Origin of the sequence: Streptomyces sp. NPDC021019, assembly GCF_044333295.1 — a bacterium.
Lineage (GTDB): Bacteria > Actinomycetota > Actinomycetes > Streptomycetales > Streptomycetaceae > Streptomyces.
The window spans coordinates 130,082-145,300 of sequence record NZ_JBIRQR010000010.1 but is presented as its reverse complement, the minus strand read 5'-3'; the positions used below and the strand labels follow the sequence as shown (position 1 = coordinate 145,300).

Annotated in this window: 15 protein-coding genes; 4 read left to right on the top strand and 11 right to left on the bottom strand. The window is 72.3% G+C overall.

Annotation, left to right across the window (positions count from 1 at the left end; genetic code table 11):
* Positions 1 to 153: 153 nt before the first annotated feature.
* From ACH4RG_RS34620 to ACH4RG_RS34600, 5 genes are all read right to left on the bottom strand, one after another.
* Entirely contained in the window at positions 154 to 2,697 is a 2,544-nt protein-coding gene (locus tag ACH4RG_RS34620; protein WP_397925435.1) for a DUF4118 domain-containing protein, read from the bottom strand.
* A 179-nt stretch (positions 2,698 to 2,876) separates the two neighbouring features.
* Positions 2,877 to 3,611, bottom strand: coding sequence for an ABC transporter ATP-binding protein (locus tag ACH4RG_RS34615; protein WP_361881308.1), 735 nt, complete (start codon positions 3,609 to 3,611; stop codon positions 2,877 to 2,879).
* Positions 3,612 to 3,759: 148 nt separating this feature from the next.
* A complete protein-coding gene (locus ACH4RG_RS34610; protein ID WP_397925433.1) occupies positions 3,760 to 4,533 on the bottom strand; it encodes a DUF3710 domain-containing protein in 774 nt (257 codons plus the stop codon).
* Between the two features lies 1 nt (position 4,534).
* On the bottom strand, positions 4,535 to 5,065 hold the full coding sequence (gene dut, locus ACH4RG_RS34605; RefSeq protein WP_030577310.1) for a dUTP diphosphatase: 531 nt from the start codon (positions 5,063 to 5,065) through the stop codon (positions 4,535 to 4,537).
* A complete protein-coding gene (locus ACH4RG_RS34600) occupies positions 5,062 to 5,646 on the bottom strand; it encodes a PaaI family thioesterase (RefSeq protein WP_050360243.1) in 585 nt (194 codons plus the stop codon). The genes dut and ACH4RG_RS34600 overlap by 4 nt, the downstream gene beginning before the upstream one ends.
* A gap of 58 nt (positions 5,647 to 5,704) precedes the next feature.
* On the opposite strand from ACH4RG_RS34600, the gene ACH4RG_RS34595 reads away from it, so the two are divergent.
* Entirely contained in the window at positions 5,705 to 6,163 is a 459-nt protein-coding gene (locus ACH4RG_RS34595; RefSeq protein WP_397925431.1) for a DUF3093 domain-containing protein, read from the top strand.
* A gap of 37 nt (positions 6,164 to 6,200) precedes the next feature.
* On the opposite strand, the gene ACH4RG_RS34590 is transcribed toward ACH4RG_RS34595, so the two are convergent.
* The 4 genes from ACH4RG_RS34590 to ACH4RG_RS34575 form a co-directional block, all read right to left on the bottom strand.
* Positions 6,201 to 7,154, bottom strand: coding sequence for a hypothetical protein (locus tag ACH4RG_RS34590; protein WP_398540746.1), 954 nt, complete (start codon positions 7,152 to 7,154; stop codon positions 6,201 to 6,203).
* Positions 7,155 to 7,167: 13 nt separating this feature from the next.
* Complete coding sequence (locus ACH4RG_RS34585; RefSeq protein ID WP_003965732.1) at positions 7,168 to 7,464, bottom strand: DUF4193 domain-containing protein; 297 nt, start codon at positions 7,462 to 7,464, stop codon at positions 7,168 to 7,170.
* 405 nt (positions 7,465 to 7,869) lie between these two features.
* A complete protein-coding gene (locus ACH4RG_RS34580) occupies positions 7,870 to 9,102 on the bottom strand; it encodes a sensor histidine kinase (protein ID WP_397925427.1) in 1,233 nt (410 codons plus the stop codon).
* 5 nt (positions 9,103 to 9,107) lie between these two features.
* Positions 9,108 to 9,761, bottom strand: a complete 654-nt coding sequence (locus tag ACH4RG_RS34575; protein WP_003965735.1) for a response regulator transcription factor — start codon at positions 9,759 to 9,761, stop codon at positions 9,108 to 9,110.
* Between the two features lie 384 nt (positions 9,762 to 10,145).
* Here ACH4RG_RS34575 and ACH4RG_RS34570 point away from each other — a divergent pair, with 384 nt between their 5' ends.
* Positions 10,146 to 10,319 carry a hypothetical protein gene (locus tag ACH4RG_RS34570; protein ID WP_018957059.1) on the top strand — a complete coding sequence of 58 codons (174 nt, stop codon included), beginning with the start codon at positions 10,146 to 10,148 and terminating at the stop codon, positions 10,317 to 10,319.
* A 104-nt stretch (positions 10,320 to 10,423) separates the two neighbouring features.
* On the opposite strand, the gene ACH4RG_RS34565 is transcribed toward ACH4RG_RS34570, so the two are convergent.
* Entirely contained in the window at positions 10,424 to 11,224 is an 801-nt protein-coding gene (locus ACH4RG_RS34565) for an inositol monophosphatase family protein (RefSeq protein ID WP_398540745.1), read from the bottom strand.
* A 34-nt stretch (positions 11,225 to 11,258) separates the two neighbouring features.
* Positions 11,259 to 12,416 (bottom strand): ferrochelatase, encoded by a 1,158-nt coding sequence (locus tag ACH4RG_RS34560; RefSeq protein ID WP_397925423.1) that lies wholly within the window; start codon positions 12,414 to 12,416, stop codon positions 11,259 to 11,261.
* Between the two features lie 206 nt (positions 12,417 to 12,622).
* Here ACH4RG_RS34560 and ACH4RG_RS34555 point away from each other — a divergent pair, with 206 nt between their 5' ends.
* Together ACH4RG_RS34555 and ACH4RG_RS34550 are read left to right on the top strand one after the other, a co-directional pair.
* Positions 12,623 to 13,870, top strand: coding sequence for an MFS transporter (locus ACH4RG_RS34555; protein WP_397925421.1), 1,248 nt, complete (start codon positions 12,623 to 12,625; stop codon positions 13,868 to 13,870).
* On the top strand, positions 13,827 to 15,149 hold the full coding sequence (locus ACH4RG_RS34550) for a D-arabinono-1,4-lactone oxidase (protein WP_397925420.1): 1,323 nt from the start codon (positions 13,827 to 13,829) through the stop codon (positions 15,147 to 15,149). The genes ACH4RG_RS34555 and ACH4RG_RS34550 overlap by 44 nt, the downstream gene beginning before the upstream one ends.
* The last annotated feature ends 70 nt before the right edge of the window (positions 15,150 to 15,219 follow it).

Genomic DNA, 15,219 nt, shown 5'->3' with positions numbered 1-15,219 from the left:
GACCTGCCTTTCTGCTGCACGGGGAGGAGGGGAGAGCTGTGCTGTACGGGGAGGAGGGGGCGGCGGGAAGCGCCCGGGGACGGGCGGCGTACGCCCGCGGGTGTCCCGGGCCGCGAGGGCATGTCATGAGGTGGCCCGGGATTCGGGGCCCCGTCATGAGGTGGCCCGGGCCGGCAGCTCGGCCTCCGTCCGGACGCCGCCCGGCGCCGCGGTGAGGGTCAGGACCATGGTCAGCCCGCCGCCGGGGGTGTCCTCGGCATCGAGGGTGCCGCCCATGGCCTCGGCGAAGCCGCGGGAGACGGCGAGGCCGAGACCCACTCCGGCGCCGCGCGGGGCGTCCCCGTACCGCTGGAAGGGCTCGAAGATCCGCTCCTTGGCCTCGTCGGGGACGCCCCGGCCGCGGTCCACGACCCGTAGCTCGACCCGGCCGCCGAGGGCGCTGGCGGCCACGGCGACGGGCTCCTGGCCTGGGTTGTACTTGACGGCGTTCTCCACGATGTTGGCGACGACCCGCTCCAGGAGCCCCGGGTCGACGGCGACCATCGGCAGCGTCTCGGGGATGTCGAGCTCGACGCTGCCCTCCGGGACGCCGCCGAGCGCCATGGGGACCACCTCGTCGAGGTCGATCTCGCGGATCAGCGGGGTCACGGTGCCGGTCTGGAGGCGGGACATGTCCAGAAGGTTGCCGACCAGGTGGTCCAGCCGGTCGGCGCCGTCCTCGATGCCTTCCAGGAGCTCCGCCTCGTCCTCCTCGGACCAGGCCACGTCGTCGGAGCGCAGCGAGCTCACGGCGGCCTTGATGGAGGCCAGCGGGGTGCGCAGGTCGTGGCTGACGGCGGCGAGCAGGGCGGTCCTGATCCGGTTGCCCTCGGCGAGCCTGCGGGCCTGCTCGGCCTCCCCGACCAGGCGCTGTCGGTCCAGGACGACGGCGGCCTGGGCGGCGAACGCGCCGAGCACCCGGCGGTCCTCGGCGGGCAGCACCCGGCCGGACAGCGCGAGGGCCATGTTGTCGCCGACCGGCATGTCCACGTCGGCGTCGTCGGGGCGGGTGACCGGGGCCGGCCCGACGGATCCGGCGCAGGTCCACGGTTCGATGTCGCTGCTGCGTTCCAGCAGGGCGACGGACTCCATGGCGAAGGTCTCGCGGACCCGTTCCAGCAGGGCGTCCAGAGCGGTCTCGCCGCGCAGCACACTGCCCGCGAGGAAGGAGAGGATCTCCGACTCGGCGCGCAGCCGGGCGGCCTGGTGGGTACGCCGGGCCGCCAGGTCGACCACGGAGGAGACCGCCACCGCCACCGCGAAGAAGATCACGATGGCGACGAGGTTCTCCGGGTCCTGGACGGTCAGGGTGTGGGTGGGCGGGGTGAACCAGTAGTTCAGCAGCAGGCTTCCGACGGCCGCCGAGGCGAGTGCGGGCCGCAGCCCGCCGAGCAGGGCGGCGGCCACCGTCAGGAAGAGGAAGAGCAGGACGTCGTTGGCGAGGCCGGGGGCGTCCTCCATGCCGCGCAGCACCACCGCGAGCAGGACGGGGCCGACGACGCCGACGAGCCAGCCCCAGATGATCCGGGCGCGGCCGAGCCGGGCGCCGCGGGCCATGGGCAGGCCGCGACCCTTGGCGACCTCCTCGTGGGTCACGATGTGCACGTCGAGGTCGGGTCCCGACTCGCGGGCGACGGTCGCGCCGACCCCCGGGCCGTAGATGTACTGCCAGGTCTTGCGGCGGCTGGAGCCCAGCACGATCTGGGTGGAGTTGACGCCGCGGGCGAACTCCAGCAGGGCGGCCGGTATGTCGTCGCCGATGACGTGGTGGAAGGTGCCGCCGAGGTCCTCGACCAGGGTGCGCTGGACGGCCAGCTCCTTCGGGGACGCGGAGGTCAGGCCGTCGCTGCGGGCGATGTAGACGGCGAGGATCTCGCTGCCGGAGCCCTTGGCCGCCATCCGGGAGGCGCGGCGGATGAGGGTGCGGCCCTCGGGCCCGCCGGTCAGTCCGACGACGATGCGCTCGCGGGCCTGCCAGGGGGTGCGGATGTTGTGCTCGCCCCGGTACTGCTGGAGGTACTCGTCGACCCGGTCGGCGACCCAGAGCAGGGCCAGCTCGCGCAGGGCGGTGAGGTTGCCGGGGCGGAAGTAGTTCGAGAGGGCCGCGTCCATCTTGTCGGGCCGGTAGATGTTGCCGTGCGCCATCCGGCGGCGCAGCGCCTGGGGCGACATGTCGACCAGCTCGATCTGGTCGGCCCGGCGCACCACCTCGTCGGGCACCGTCTCCCGCTGCCGGACCCCGGTGATCGACTCCACGACGTCGCCCAGCGACTCCAGGTGCTGGATGTTGACCGTGGATATGACGTCGATCCCGGCTTTCAGGAGCTCCTCGACGTCCTGCCAGCGCTTGGCGTTGCGCGAGCCGGGCACGTTGGTGTGGGCCAGCTCGTCCACCAGCGCCACCGCCGGGGCCCGCTCCAGGACCGCGTCCACGTTCATCTCGGTGAAGACGGTGCCCCGGTACTCCAGCTCCTGGCGCGGCAGCAGCTCCAGCCCGTGCAGCATGACCTCGGTCCGCGGCCGGTCGTGGTGCTCCACGAACGCCACCACACAGTCGGTCCCGCGCTCGACCCTGCGATGCGCCTCGGAGAGCATCGCGTACGTCTTGCCGACGCCCGGTGCCGCGCCGAGATAGATCCGGAGTGTGCCGCGTCCCATGGCCCCATTGTCTTCTTCCGTCCGGCCCTGTCGTGCGAGGGCCGGTGGCGCCCGGTGCGGCTGCCGTCCTCGACGCTACTCCGCCGGGCGGCGTGGTTCGGTCCAGGGAGTGCAGGTGGGGGGCGTATTGACGGAACTCTGATGCGCGCCGGGGCGGGGGCGGGGGCGCTGCGGGAACGTCAGCCGTGTTCGACGATGTGGCCGTCGCTCAGCTCCAGGACCCGGTCGGCCAGGCCCAGCAGCTGGGGGTCGTGGGTGGCGACGAGGGCGGTGACGTTCTCGCTGCGGACGACCGCGCGGAGCAGTTCCATCACGGCGAGCCCGGTCTCGGCGTCGAGCTGTCCGGTGGGCTCGTCGGCGATCAGGAGGGCGGGGCGGTTGGCGAGGGCGCGGGCGATGGCGACGCGCTGCTGCTGGCCGCCGGAGAGTTCGCCGGGGCGCTGCTCGGCGTGGTCGGCGAGGCCGACGAGGGAAAGCAGCAGGGCGACCCGCTCGTCGCGCTCGGCCGGGTCGGCCTTGCGCAGCCGCAGGGGTACGCCGACGTTCTCGGCGGCGGTCAGGATGGGGATGAGGCCGAAGGACTGGAAGATGAAGCCGACCCGGTCCCTGCGCAGCTCCAGGAGCCCCTTCTCGCCGAGCCCCGACAGCTCGGTGCCGTCGACGGTGATCCGGCCGCCGTCCGGGGTGTCCAGGCCGCCGACCAGGTTGAGCAGGGTGGTCTTGCCGGAGCCGGAGCGGCCCTTGAGCGCGACCAGCTCGCCGCGGGGGATCTCGAACGAGACCCCGCGCAGGGCGTGCACGGCCGCCGCTCCGCTCCCGTACGAGCGGTGCAGGTCCTCGACGGCGACCATGACCGTGCGGGCCGGGTCCTCGGCCAGGGCCGTGCCGGACTGCCCGCTGGTGCTCTCGGTCATCATGCTCCCCCGTACTCACGTGCTCACGTGGCTGCGTCTCGCCCGCCAGTATGTGTGTGCGGCGCACGGCCGGGCAATGGCCGGTGGGCCGCACCCGCGGAAAGGGTGCGGCCCACCGGCCTGTACCGCTCAGTGCCGCGGCGTGCCGCTAGCGGACCTCGGTGATCTCGGGACCGCGCTGGAGCTGGCCCATGCCGCCGGAGAACTTCGAGCCCTCCTGCTCATCCTGCTGCACGCCCTCGGGCACCATCTGGGCGTCGTTGGGGAGCTTGAGGACGATCGGGTCGCGGGGAGCCATCGGGCCCTCGCCGCGGACGACCACGGTGTCCCGGAAGATCGTCTCCAGCAGCCCGGCTGCCTCCGGCTGGACGGCGCCCTGACCGGAAATCACTCCGCGCAGGAACCAGCGCGGTCCGTCGACGCCGACGAAGCGCACGAGCTGCACACCGCCCGTGCCGTCCGGAAGCTGTACGGGGACCTGCGCGCGCAGCTCCCAGCCCAGCGGGCCCTCGACCTCGTCGATGATGCCGCCCTGCTGGGTGATGCCCGAGGCGATCTCGTCGCGGACCTCGCCCCAGATGCCCTCTTTCTTGGGGGCGGCGAAGGCCTGCAGCTGGACCGCGCTGTCGCGCAGCACCACGGTGGCGGCGACGATCGCGTCCCCGGCCACCTCGACGCGCAGCTCCATGCCCTCGACCCCGGGGACGAAAATGCCGCCCAGGTCGACCCGGCCCTCGCCGGGCTGCGTGACCTCGGTGCTGTCCCAGGGTCCGTCCGGCCTGGGGGCCGGCGGAAGGTTCATCCGACGGGCGCCCTTGGCGGCGCCGTCACTGCCCTCGGGCTCGTCGGCGACCTGCTCGGCCTCGCGCACCTCGTCCGCCGCGTCCTCGGCGGAACCACTCTTCTTGCGACGTCCGAACACGTCACTGTCCTTCCCGGTCGGATACGACCGAAGCGTAGCTGTTCCCACCGTGGGTGATCCCGCCCTCGGCGCCGTCCACCGACGCGTGGCCGCCGGTGGACCCGAAGCCCCCTTCGGCCCGCGCCGAGCCGGGAAGTTCCGCCACCTCGTGGAAGCGCACCTTCTCGACCTGCTGGACAACCAATTGGGCAATCCGGTCGAACCGTTCGAATCGCACGCTCTCGCGTGGATCGAGGTTGACCACGATCACCTTGATCTCCCCACGGTACCCGGCATCAACCGTCCCTGGGGCATTCACGAGGGCCACTCCGCAGCGGGCCGCGAGGCCCGAGCGCGGGTGCACGAAGGCGGCGTACCCGTCGGGCAGGGCGATCGACACCCCGGTGGGGAGCACCGCGCGCTCGCCGGGGGCGAGTTCCGCGGCCTCGGTGGTCACCAGGTCGGCCCCGGCGTCGCCCGGGTGTCCGTAGGCCGGTATCGGCACGTCCGGGTCGAGCAGGCGGATCAGTACGTCGACGGGGTTGCGGGTCACGGGTTCACCTCGAAGGCGCGGGCGCGCCTGACCTGGTCGGGGTCGGACATGGCGGCCTGGATCTCGGCGGGCCTGCCGTTGTCGATGAAGTGGTCGACCTTGACCTCGATGAAGAGGGCGTCGGCCCGGACCGCGACGGGACCGTCGGGGCCGCCGATCCGGCCGGTGGCGGTCGAGTAGATCTTCCGGCCGTGCACGGCGGTGATCCGGGCGTCGAGGTGCAGCACGGTGTCCACGGGGACGGGGCGGACGAAGTCGGTCTCCAGCCGTCCGGTCACCGCGATCGTGCGCAGCAGCCAGTTCAGCGAGCCGAGGGTCTCGTCCAGCGCCGTGGCGAGCACGCCGCCGTGGGCGAGGCCGGGGGCGCCCTGGTGGGCGGGCTGCACGGTGAACTCGGCGGTCACGCTCACGCCCTCACCGGCCCGCGCCATCAGGTGCAGTCCGTGCGGCTGCCCCCCGCCGCAGCCGAAACAGTGTTCGTAGTGCGCTCCGAGGAGTTCGCCGGGGGCGGGCGCGTCGGGGTGCCGGACCGGCGCGACGGCGTCGGCCGGGGGTGTCAGAGCTGCTGATGTTCCACTCACAGGCGCAGACCTTACCCGCGCGGCAGTCCGCCGGTCGCGCCGTGCCAAGCTTGGTTCCATGCAGCCTTCCGCACCGCCCTTCGACGAACGTCTCACCGCGCCCCGCTCCTGGTGGTTCATCGCCTTCGGAGTCGGTGTCGCCTGCGCTCTGATGCTTCTGCCACTGGGCACTCTGCCGCTGCTCGCCGGTCTGGCCGGCGGCACGGTCGCCGCCGCGGTCCTGGTGAGCAGCTACGGCTCCGCCCGGATCCGGGTGGTGGCGGGGGCGCTCGTCGCCGGCGACGCCCGGATTCCCCTGTCGGCGCTCGGCGAGCCCGAGGTGCTGGACGCCGAGGAGGCGCGGGCCTGGCGCACGCACAGGGCCGACGCCCGTGCGTTCATGCTGCTGCGCGGCTATGTGGAGACGGCGGTCCGGGTGGAGGTCACGGATCCGGACGACCCGACTCCTTACGTCTACCTCTCGACCCGGAACCCGCAGGGCCTGGCGGCGGCGCTGAGCACCGTCCCGGCCGCCTGAGCGGACGTCGAGGGCGGGGGCTCCGGGCCCGCGTCGCTCAGGGGCCCTCGATCTCCTTGGGCAGCTCGGCCGGGTTCGGGGGCTGCTCCAGCGGGGGCAGCTCGGGCAGCCGGTCCCAGGGGATCCGGTTCTCGCGCAGGTCGTTCCTGACCCGGTCGGCGAGCTTGCGGGTGTCGCGGCGGTTCATCGTGGCGCCGACGGCGGCGCCGATCATGAACGGGATCAGGTTGGGCAGATTGCGCGCCATGCGCTTCATGATCTGCTGGCGCAGTTCGCGCTTCATCTGACCGCCCAGTGCGGCGTTGAGCGTGGTGGGGCGGGTGACGTCGATGCCGCGCTCCTCCGTCCACGACGTCAGATACGCGGTGCTGCGCTGGCCGAGGTTGCCGGGGGGTCGGCGGCCGTAGACCTCGTGGAGCTCGGCGACGAGCTTCATCTCGATCGCGGCGACGCCGGTCACCTCCGCCGCGAGCTCGGCCATCATGGCGGGCGGGACGGGCATCATGGCGACGGCCCCGATACCCGCGCCGACGGTCGCGGTGGCCCGGCAGGCTCCCGTGACCAGCTTGTCGGCCAGCTCCTCGGGCCCCAGCCCGGGGAACTGCTTCCGCAGGGTCGCGAGGTCGCGCACCGGCACGCGCGGGGCCGTGTCGATGATGCGGTCCGCCAGCTGTGCGGCCAGAGCCTTCGCGCTCTCCCGGCCCTTGCGTACACCCCGTTTCACCGCGTGCAGGCGGCCCCCCGTCGTGGCCTCCGCCCGACCCTGCTCTCCGGGCCGGTCCGGCGACGCTGCCGACCCGGCCACTTCGAGCGAGGCCGAACGGCCCCGCTCGTCGTCGAAACTGCCGGAGTGCTCCGGCAGGGCGGCGGACCGCTCGGCAGACGCGTTACCGCCTTCTGCCGGGCCTGTGCCGCCTGTACCGTCCTGGTTCGCCTCCGGGCCGTGCCGACGCCAGGGGCGCCGCTTCCGGAACGGTGTCTCGCCTGCCACGGCCGACCCGACCTCAGTCGCAGTCGCGGCAGATGGGCTGACCGTTCTTCTCGCGGGCCAGCTGGCTGCGGTGGTGCACCAGGAAGCAGCTCATGCAGGTGAACTCATCGGCCTGCTTGGGCAGCACCCGGACGGCCAGCTCCTCGTTGGAGAGGTCCGCGCCGGGCAGCTCGAGTCCCTCGGCCGCGTCGAATTCGTCGACGTCGACGGCGGATGCCGTCTTGTCGCTCCGACGTGCCTTGAGCTCTTCGAGGCTGTCCTGGTCCACGTCGTCGTCGGTCTTGCGTGGGGTGTCGTAATCCGTTGCCATGTCGCTCTCCCCCTCTTGGGTGTCTACGGGTGTCTCAGCGCACGTAACGCGTGAGAGGCCGGACTTGTGCCCGACCTGAGGCGGAGATTTTGCCTCACATCAAGGTCTGTTACTCAATCGACACCCAACCGGGCGCCTCGGCGAGGCTCGGCTTGGGTGGCGATGGGGACCGTACACGGTCCCGACTGCGCAGTTCACGGGCGCCACCCCGTGTACTTCCCGTGATAACGATCCCCGAAAACCTGGACGATTACCGGCTTTCCGACGGAGTTGCGATCACGGAGAGTAGATGACCCGAAAATCGATTCTGTGATGGATCACACACGACTCGCACGGGAACGGGTCCTGAAAATTCCGCCCAAAGCGAACATGGAGATTCGGTGCAGAGTCACATCTCGCAGCCTCTCAGACCGGCAGGGTGACGCGCATCACGAGACCACCGCCCTCGCGGGGCTCCGCGATGATACGGCCTCCGTGGGCCCGCGCGACGGACCGGGCGATCGACAGGCCGAGCCCGACCCCCTTGTCGCTGCCCGTGCGCTCCGTACGCAGCCGCCTGAAGGGCTCGAAGAGGTTGTCGATCTCGTAGGCCGGCACCACCGGTCCCGTGTTGGAGACGACGAGCAGGGCCTGCCCGTCCCGGGCCTCGGTGGCGACCTCCACCCAGCCGCCCTCGGGCACGTTGTAGCGCACGGCGTTCTGCACGAGGTTCAGCGCGATCCGCTCCAGCAGGACGCCGTTGCCCTGGACCACCGCCGTGACCCGCTCGCCCCGGACCTCGACCTTCTTCGCCACCGCCTCCGACCGGGCCTGGTCGATGGCGCGCTCGGCCACCTCCGCGAGGTCGACCGGCTTGCGCTCGACGATCTGGTTGTCGCTGCGGGCCAGCAGCAGGAGGCCCTCGACCAGCTGCTCGCTGCGCTCGTTGGTGGCCAGGAGGGTCTTGCCCAGCTGCTGGAGCTCCGGAGGGGCTTCCGGATCGGAGAGATGGACCTCCAGCAGGGTGCGGTTGATCGCCAGCGGGGTGCGCAGTTCGTGCGAGGCGTTGCCGACGAACCGCTGCTGCGCGGTGAAGGCCCGCTCCAGCCGGTCCAGCATGTCGTCGAAGGTGTCCGCCAGCTCCTTCAGCTCGTCGTCCGGGCCGTCCAGCTCGATCCGCCGGGTGAGGTCCGTACCGGCCACCCGGCGCGCGGTCCGGGTGATCCGGCCGAGCGGGGAGAGCACGCGTCCGGCCATCGCGTAGCCGAAGGCGAAGGCGATCACGCTGAGGCCGACCAGGGCGAGCAGCGAACGGTTGAGCAGGGTTTCCAGCGCCGCCTTGCGCTGGTGGTTGACGCAGGCGTTCATCGCCGCGTTGAAGGCGTCCGGGCTGGCGTTCGGGGGCAGGTCGCAGATCTCGCTGGTGACCTTGCCGCTGACGATCTCGAACGGCAGATCCGTGCCGACGCTCAGCGCCTGCGCCGCCAGCATGTAGATGATCGACAGCAGCACGATGCCCGCGATCAGGAACATCCCGCCGTACAGCAGCGTGAGCCGTATCCGGATGGTCGGGCGCAGCCAGGGGTACGGGGGCTCCTGCGGCTTGGGCTCCCAGGTGGGCTTCGGAGGCGCCGCGGGGGGCCCGGGGGTGGTGGCCATGGTCCTCAGATCCGGTATCCGGAGCCCGGCACGGTGACGATGACGGGCGGTTCGCCGAGCTTGCGGCGGAGCGTCATGACCGTCACCCGCACCACGTTGGTGAACGGGTCGGTGTTCTCGTCCCAGGCCTTCTCCAGCAGCTGTTCCGCCGAGACGACCGCGCCCTCGCTGCGCATGAGGACCTCCAGCACCGCGAACTCCTTCGGGGCGAGCTGGATCTCCACCTCGTCACGGAAGACCTCGCGACGGTTCGGGTCGAGCTTGATGCCGGCGCGCTCCAGGACGGGCGGCAGCGCCACCGTCGTGCGACGGCCCAGCGCGCGCACCCGGGCGGTCAGCTCGCTGAAGGCGAAGGGCTTGGGCAGATAGTCGTCGGCGCCCAGCTCCAGGCCCTCGACCCGGTCGCTGACGTCGCCGGACGCGGTGAGCATGAGCACCCGGGTGGGCATGCCGAGCTCGACGATCCTGCGGCAGACGTCGTCCCCGTGCACGACCGGGAGGTCCCGGTCCAGCACGACGACGTCGTAGTCGTTGACCCCGATGCGTTCCAGGGCCGCGGCACCGTCGTAGACGACGTCGACGGCCATGGCCTCCCGGCGCAGTCCGGTGGCCACCGCATCGGCGAGCAGCTGCTCGTCCTCGACGACGAGTACGCGCACGGCGCAGTCCTTCCTTCGGTCCTTCGATGGGTTCTACAGAGCCGGCGGCCCCCTCGGAGCCCGACGGGACACGGGCAGCAATGGCCGACTGTGCGCCTCCATCCTGCCCGCAACACGCATAAACCGGCGGTAAGGCGGCGGTGGGCCGGGCTTCCCGGCGGCTGCCCGCCGGGAATCCGGCGGATTTCCGGGCCAGTTGAGGTTTCTCCGAACCACGGTGCGGGGAAGAGGGGTGCACACCCGCGATCACGCCTGTCACGTGGCATGCCACTGCTCGCTCCGTTTCCCCGGAGCGGCGGCGCGATCACCCGCTCCCCCGGCTCCCCGGCCGGGGGGATCCCGGGCACACCCCCGTGCCACCGACCCACGATGAGGGGGCGCATCATGGACGCTTTCACCGCAGGTCTGCTGCAGCGCATCAAGACGACCGAGACCGTCCTCACCCGGGCGCGCGAGGACGGCGACGACTTCCTCGCGGACGTCGAGCAGGGCGAGCTGGACGATCTGCGCCGTCTCGCCGCCGAGCACGGCGTGGAGATCGGCGCCACCAGCGTCTGAGCCGTACGCCAGCGGGCCCCGCAACACCGTCATGGTGTTCCGGGGCCCGCGGTGCGTGCGGTGGCCCCAGGCCCCTCGCCAGGGCCCTCTGCGGCGGGACCCGGTCAGTCGTGCCAGGCGCCCAGCTCGTCGAGTGCGGCCTGCAGCGGCTCGAAGACGCCGGGGGTGGCGGCCACCGTCAGGTCCCCGTCGGCGGGCAGCCCCGGGCGACCGCCGGTCAGCGCGCCAGCCTCCCGGGCGATGAGGTCGCCGGCCGCCAGGTCCCAGGGGTGCAGCCCGCGCTCGTAGTAGCCGTCCAGCCGGCCCGCCGCCACATCGCAGAGGTCGACGGCCGCCGAGCCGCTGCGCCGGATGTCCCGGAGGCGGGGGATCAGCTGCCGGGCGATCTCCGCCTGGTGGGCGCGGACGTGTCCGACGTAGTTGAAGCCGGTCGAGACGAGCGCCTGGTCCAGCTGCGGGGCGGGCCGGCAGCGCAGGGCCTCCCCGTTCGCGAACGCGCCGCCGCCGAGGACCGCCCGGTAGGTCTCCCGGCGCATCGGGGCCTCGACGACGCCCGCGACCCGCTCTCCGTCGCGCTCGGCGGCGATGGAGACCGCCCAGGTGGGCAGGCCGTACAGGTAGTTCACCGTGCCGTCGAGCGGGTCGATGACCCAGCGGATGCCGGTGGAGCCCGGGGAGCTGGCCCCCTCCTCGCCGAGGAAGCCGTCGTCGGGGCGGAAGTCGGCGAGGTAGCCGGTGATCAGCTTCTCGGCGGCGATGTCCATCTCAGTGACCACGTCGATGGGGCTGGACTTGGTCGCGGCCACCCCCAGGTCGGCCGGGCGGCCGTCGCGCAGCAGGGCTCCGGCGCGGCGGGCGGCCTCCAGGGCGAGGTCGAGCAGTTCGGACAGTGCGGGGTCGGTCACGGTGCTCCCAGGGGGACTCGGCGGGACAGGCTCTCTACGGGGCATCCGTAGGGGCGTCCACGGATCGGGCATACGGGCTGTCGGCCCCGGCGGCGGCGGGTTTCGGGGCCCTGGCGGGGCAGCAGCCGACCGGACAGAGGTCGTGGGAGGGTCCCAGGGCGCCCAGCGCGCAGCGCTCCACCGCCCGGCCGCGCTCGGTCGCGGCGCGCTCCAGGAGCAGGTCCCGCACGGCCGCGGCGAAGCGCGGGTCGTCGCCCACCGTGGCCGACCGGCGGACCGGCAGGCCGATCTCGGCGGCCTTCGCGGTGGCCTCGGTGTCGAGGTCGTACAGGACCTCCATGTGGTCCGAGACGAAGCCGATGGGCGCCATCACGACCGCGGGGACCCCCTCGGCGCCCAGGGTCTCCAGGTGGTCGCAGATGTCGGGTTCCAGCCACGGGATGTGCGGGGCGCCGCTGCGGGACTGGTAGACGAGCTGCCACGGGTACTCGGTCCCGGTCTCCTCGCGCACCGCGTCGATGATCAGCCGGGCCACGTCGAGGTGCTCGGCGACGTACGCCCCGCCCTCGCCGTGCGCGTCGGCCGGGCCCGAGGCGTCGGCGGCGGAGGTCGGGATGGAGTGGGTGGTGAACGCGATGTGAGCGCCCGCGCGGACGTCCTCGGGGAGGTCGGCGAGCGAGGCGAGGACGCCGTCCACCATGGGCTCGACGAAGCCGGGGTGGTTGAAGTAGTGCCGCAGCTTGTCGACCCGGGGCACGGGCAGTCCCTCGGCTTCCAGGACGGCCAGCGACTCGGCGAGGTTCTCGCGGTACTGGCGGCAGCCGGAGTAGGAGGCGTAGGCGCTGGTGGCGAGGACGGCGATCCGGCGGTGCCCGTCGGCGGTCATCTCGCGCAGGACGTCGGTCAGGTACGGGGCCCAGTTGCGGTTGCCCCAGTAGACCGGGAGATCCAGGCCCTGTTCACGGAAGTCCTCGCGCAGCGCGTCGAGCAGGGCGCGGTTCTGCGCGTTGATCGGACTGACCCCGCCGAACAGGAAGTAGTGCTTGCCGACCTCCTTGAGGCGTTCCTCGGGGATGCCGCGGCCACGGGTCACGTTCGCCAGGAACGGGACCACGTCGTCCGGGCCCTCCGGGCCGCCGAAGGAGAGCAGCAGCAGGGCGTCATAGGGAGCGGGATCGCGCAGATCGGACATGACATCGATCCTGCCACCCGCCGCCGACAGCGCGACAACCGACATCCGACGCCCTGTCGGAAAGACCGGGGAGGCCGGAGATCCCGACGGCCGGGCAGCCGGGCCGCTGCCCCGGGCCGCCGTCCGGATCCGGCGTCCGGAACGTCCGGCCGACCGTAAGCTGTATCGGCCAGCTAAACGCGTGACAGGCACGACCGGAGTACCCCTTGCCCAGCCCCTACCGCGCCATCTTCTCCGCCCCCGGTTCGAGGGAGTTCTCCGCCGCAGGCTTCTTCGGCCGGATGCCCTTGTCCATGATGGGCATCGGCGTCGTGACGATGATCTCCCAGCTCACCGGCCGCTACGGGCTCGCCGGGGCGCTCTCCGCGACCCTGGCGATGTCGGCGGCGGTCTGCGGCCCCCAGGTCTCCCGGCTGGTCGACCGCTACGGGCAGCGCCGGGTGCTCCGCCCGGTCACGCTGGTCGCGGTGGCGGCGGTGGCGGGCCTGCTGATCTGCGCCCAGCAGGGGGCGCCGGAGTGGACGCTGTTCGTCTTCTCGGTGGGCGCGGGCTGCGTGCCGAGCGTGGGGTCGATGGTCCGCTCCCGCTGGGCGGAGATCTACCGGGGCTCCAGCCGGGACCTGCACACCGCGTACGCGTGGGAGTCGATCGTCGACGAGGTGTGCTTCATCTTCGGCCCGATCATCTCCATCGGTCTCTCCACCGCCTGGTTCCCTGAGGCGGGGCCGCTGATCGCCGCCGGCTTCCTGCTGGTCGGCGTCTTCTGGCTGACCGCGCAGCGGGCGACCGAGCCGGTGCCGCACCCGAAGTCACAGCACACCGGAGGCTCGGCGCTGCGCTCGCGGGGGCTCCAGGTCCTGGTGGCCACCTTCGTGGCGACGGGCGCGATCTTCGGGGGCGTGGACGTGGTGACCGTCGCCTTCGCCGAAGAGCGTGGCCACAAGACCGCGGCCTCGCTGGTGCTGGCCGTCTACGCGCTCGGCTCGTGTCTCGCGGGGGCCGTGTTCGGACTGCTGCACCTGAAGGGGAACCCCGGAACCAGATGGCTGGTGGGCGTCTGCGCGATGGCCGTGAGTATGATCCCCCTCCTACTGGCCGGGAACCTTCCGTTGCTGGCCGTGGCGCTCTTTGTCGCGGGCCTCGCCATCGCACCGACGATGGTCACCACCATGGCCCTCGTCGAAGCGCACGTACCGCGCACCAAGCTGACCGAGGGCATGACCTGGACCAGTACCGGGCTCGCGGTCGGAGTGGCGCTCGGCTCCTCGGCCGCCGGCTGGGTGGTCGACGCCGCCGGGGCGAAGGCGGGGTACGCGGTGCCCGTCGTGGCGGGAGCGCTCGCGGCGGCGGTGGCGGTCCTGGGATATCGCCGGCTGGCCGGGCCGGCTGCGACGGGAGGGCGCGGGGAAGATGACCGACACCTACGCACGGACGACGACGAGCGCGTGGCGTAACTGGGCGGGCACCGTCACCGCCCGGCCCGCCCGCACCGAGTCCCCCGCGTCCGTGGACGAGCTCGCGGACGTGCTGCGCCGGGCGGGCGCTGACGGCCTGCGGGTGAAGGCGGTCGGCGCGGGCCACTCCTTCACGGCGGCGGCCGCCACGGACGGGGTGCTGATACGCCCGGACCTGCTGACCGGGATCCGGGACATCGACCGCACCACGATGACCGTCACGGTGGAGGCGGGCACTCCGCTCAAGCGGCTCAACACCGCACTCGCCCGCGAGGGCCTGTCGCTCACGAACATGGGCGACATCACGGAGCAGACGATCGCCGGGGCGACCTCCACCGGTACGCACGGCACGGGCCGGGACTCGGCGTCGATAGCGGCGCAGATCCGCGCACTGGAGCTGGTCACCGCGGACGGCACGGTCCTGGTCTGCTCGGAGCGGGAGAACCCGGAGATCTTCGCGGCGGCCCGGATCGGGCTCGGCGCCCTCGGGGTGATCACCGCCGTCACCCTCGCCGTGGAGCCGATCTTTCTGCTGACGGCCCGTGAGGAGCCGATGAGCTTCGACCGGGTCACCGCGGACTTCGACTCCCTGGTCGCCGAGAACGAGCACTTCGAGTTCTACTGGTTCCCGCACACCGGGAACTGCACCACCAAGCGCAACAACCGCAGCGCCGGTCCGGCCGCCCCGCCCGGCAGGGTGAGCGGCTGGATCGACGACGAGCTGTTGTCCAACGGGGTCTTCCAGGTCGCCTGTTCGCTCGGCCGCGCGGTCCCGGCGACGATCCCCTCGATCGCCAGGCTCTCCAGCCGGGCGCTGTCGGCGCGTACGTACACCGACATCCCGTACAAGGTGTTCACCAGCCCACGTCGCGTGCGGTTCGTGGAGATGGAGTACGCCGTTCCGCGCGAGCGGGCGGTGGCGGTGCTGCGTGAGCTGAAGGCCATGATCGAGCGGTCACCGCTGAAGATCAGCTTCCCGGTCGAGGTGCGCACTGCTCCGGCCGACGACATGGCGCTGTCGACCGCCTCGGGCCGGGACAGCGCGTACATCGCCGTACACCTCTACAAGGGCACGCCCCACCGCTCGTACTTCACCGCGGTCGAGCGGATCATGACCGCGCACGCCGGCCGGCCGCACTGGGGCAAGATCCACACCCGCGACGCGGCCTATCTGGCGGAGGTCTACCCACGCTTCGGCGAGTTCACCGCGCTGCGCGACCGGCTGGACCCGGGCCGCCTGTTCGGCAACGACTATCTGCGGCGCGTGCTCGGCGACTGAGCTCCCGAGGCTTCCGGCCAGCCGTCGGCCCCGGTTCTCTCCCGCGTGGCGGGGGCCGGGGCCGATGTGC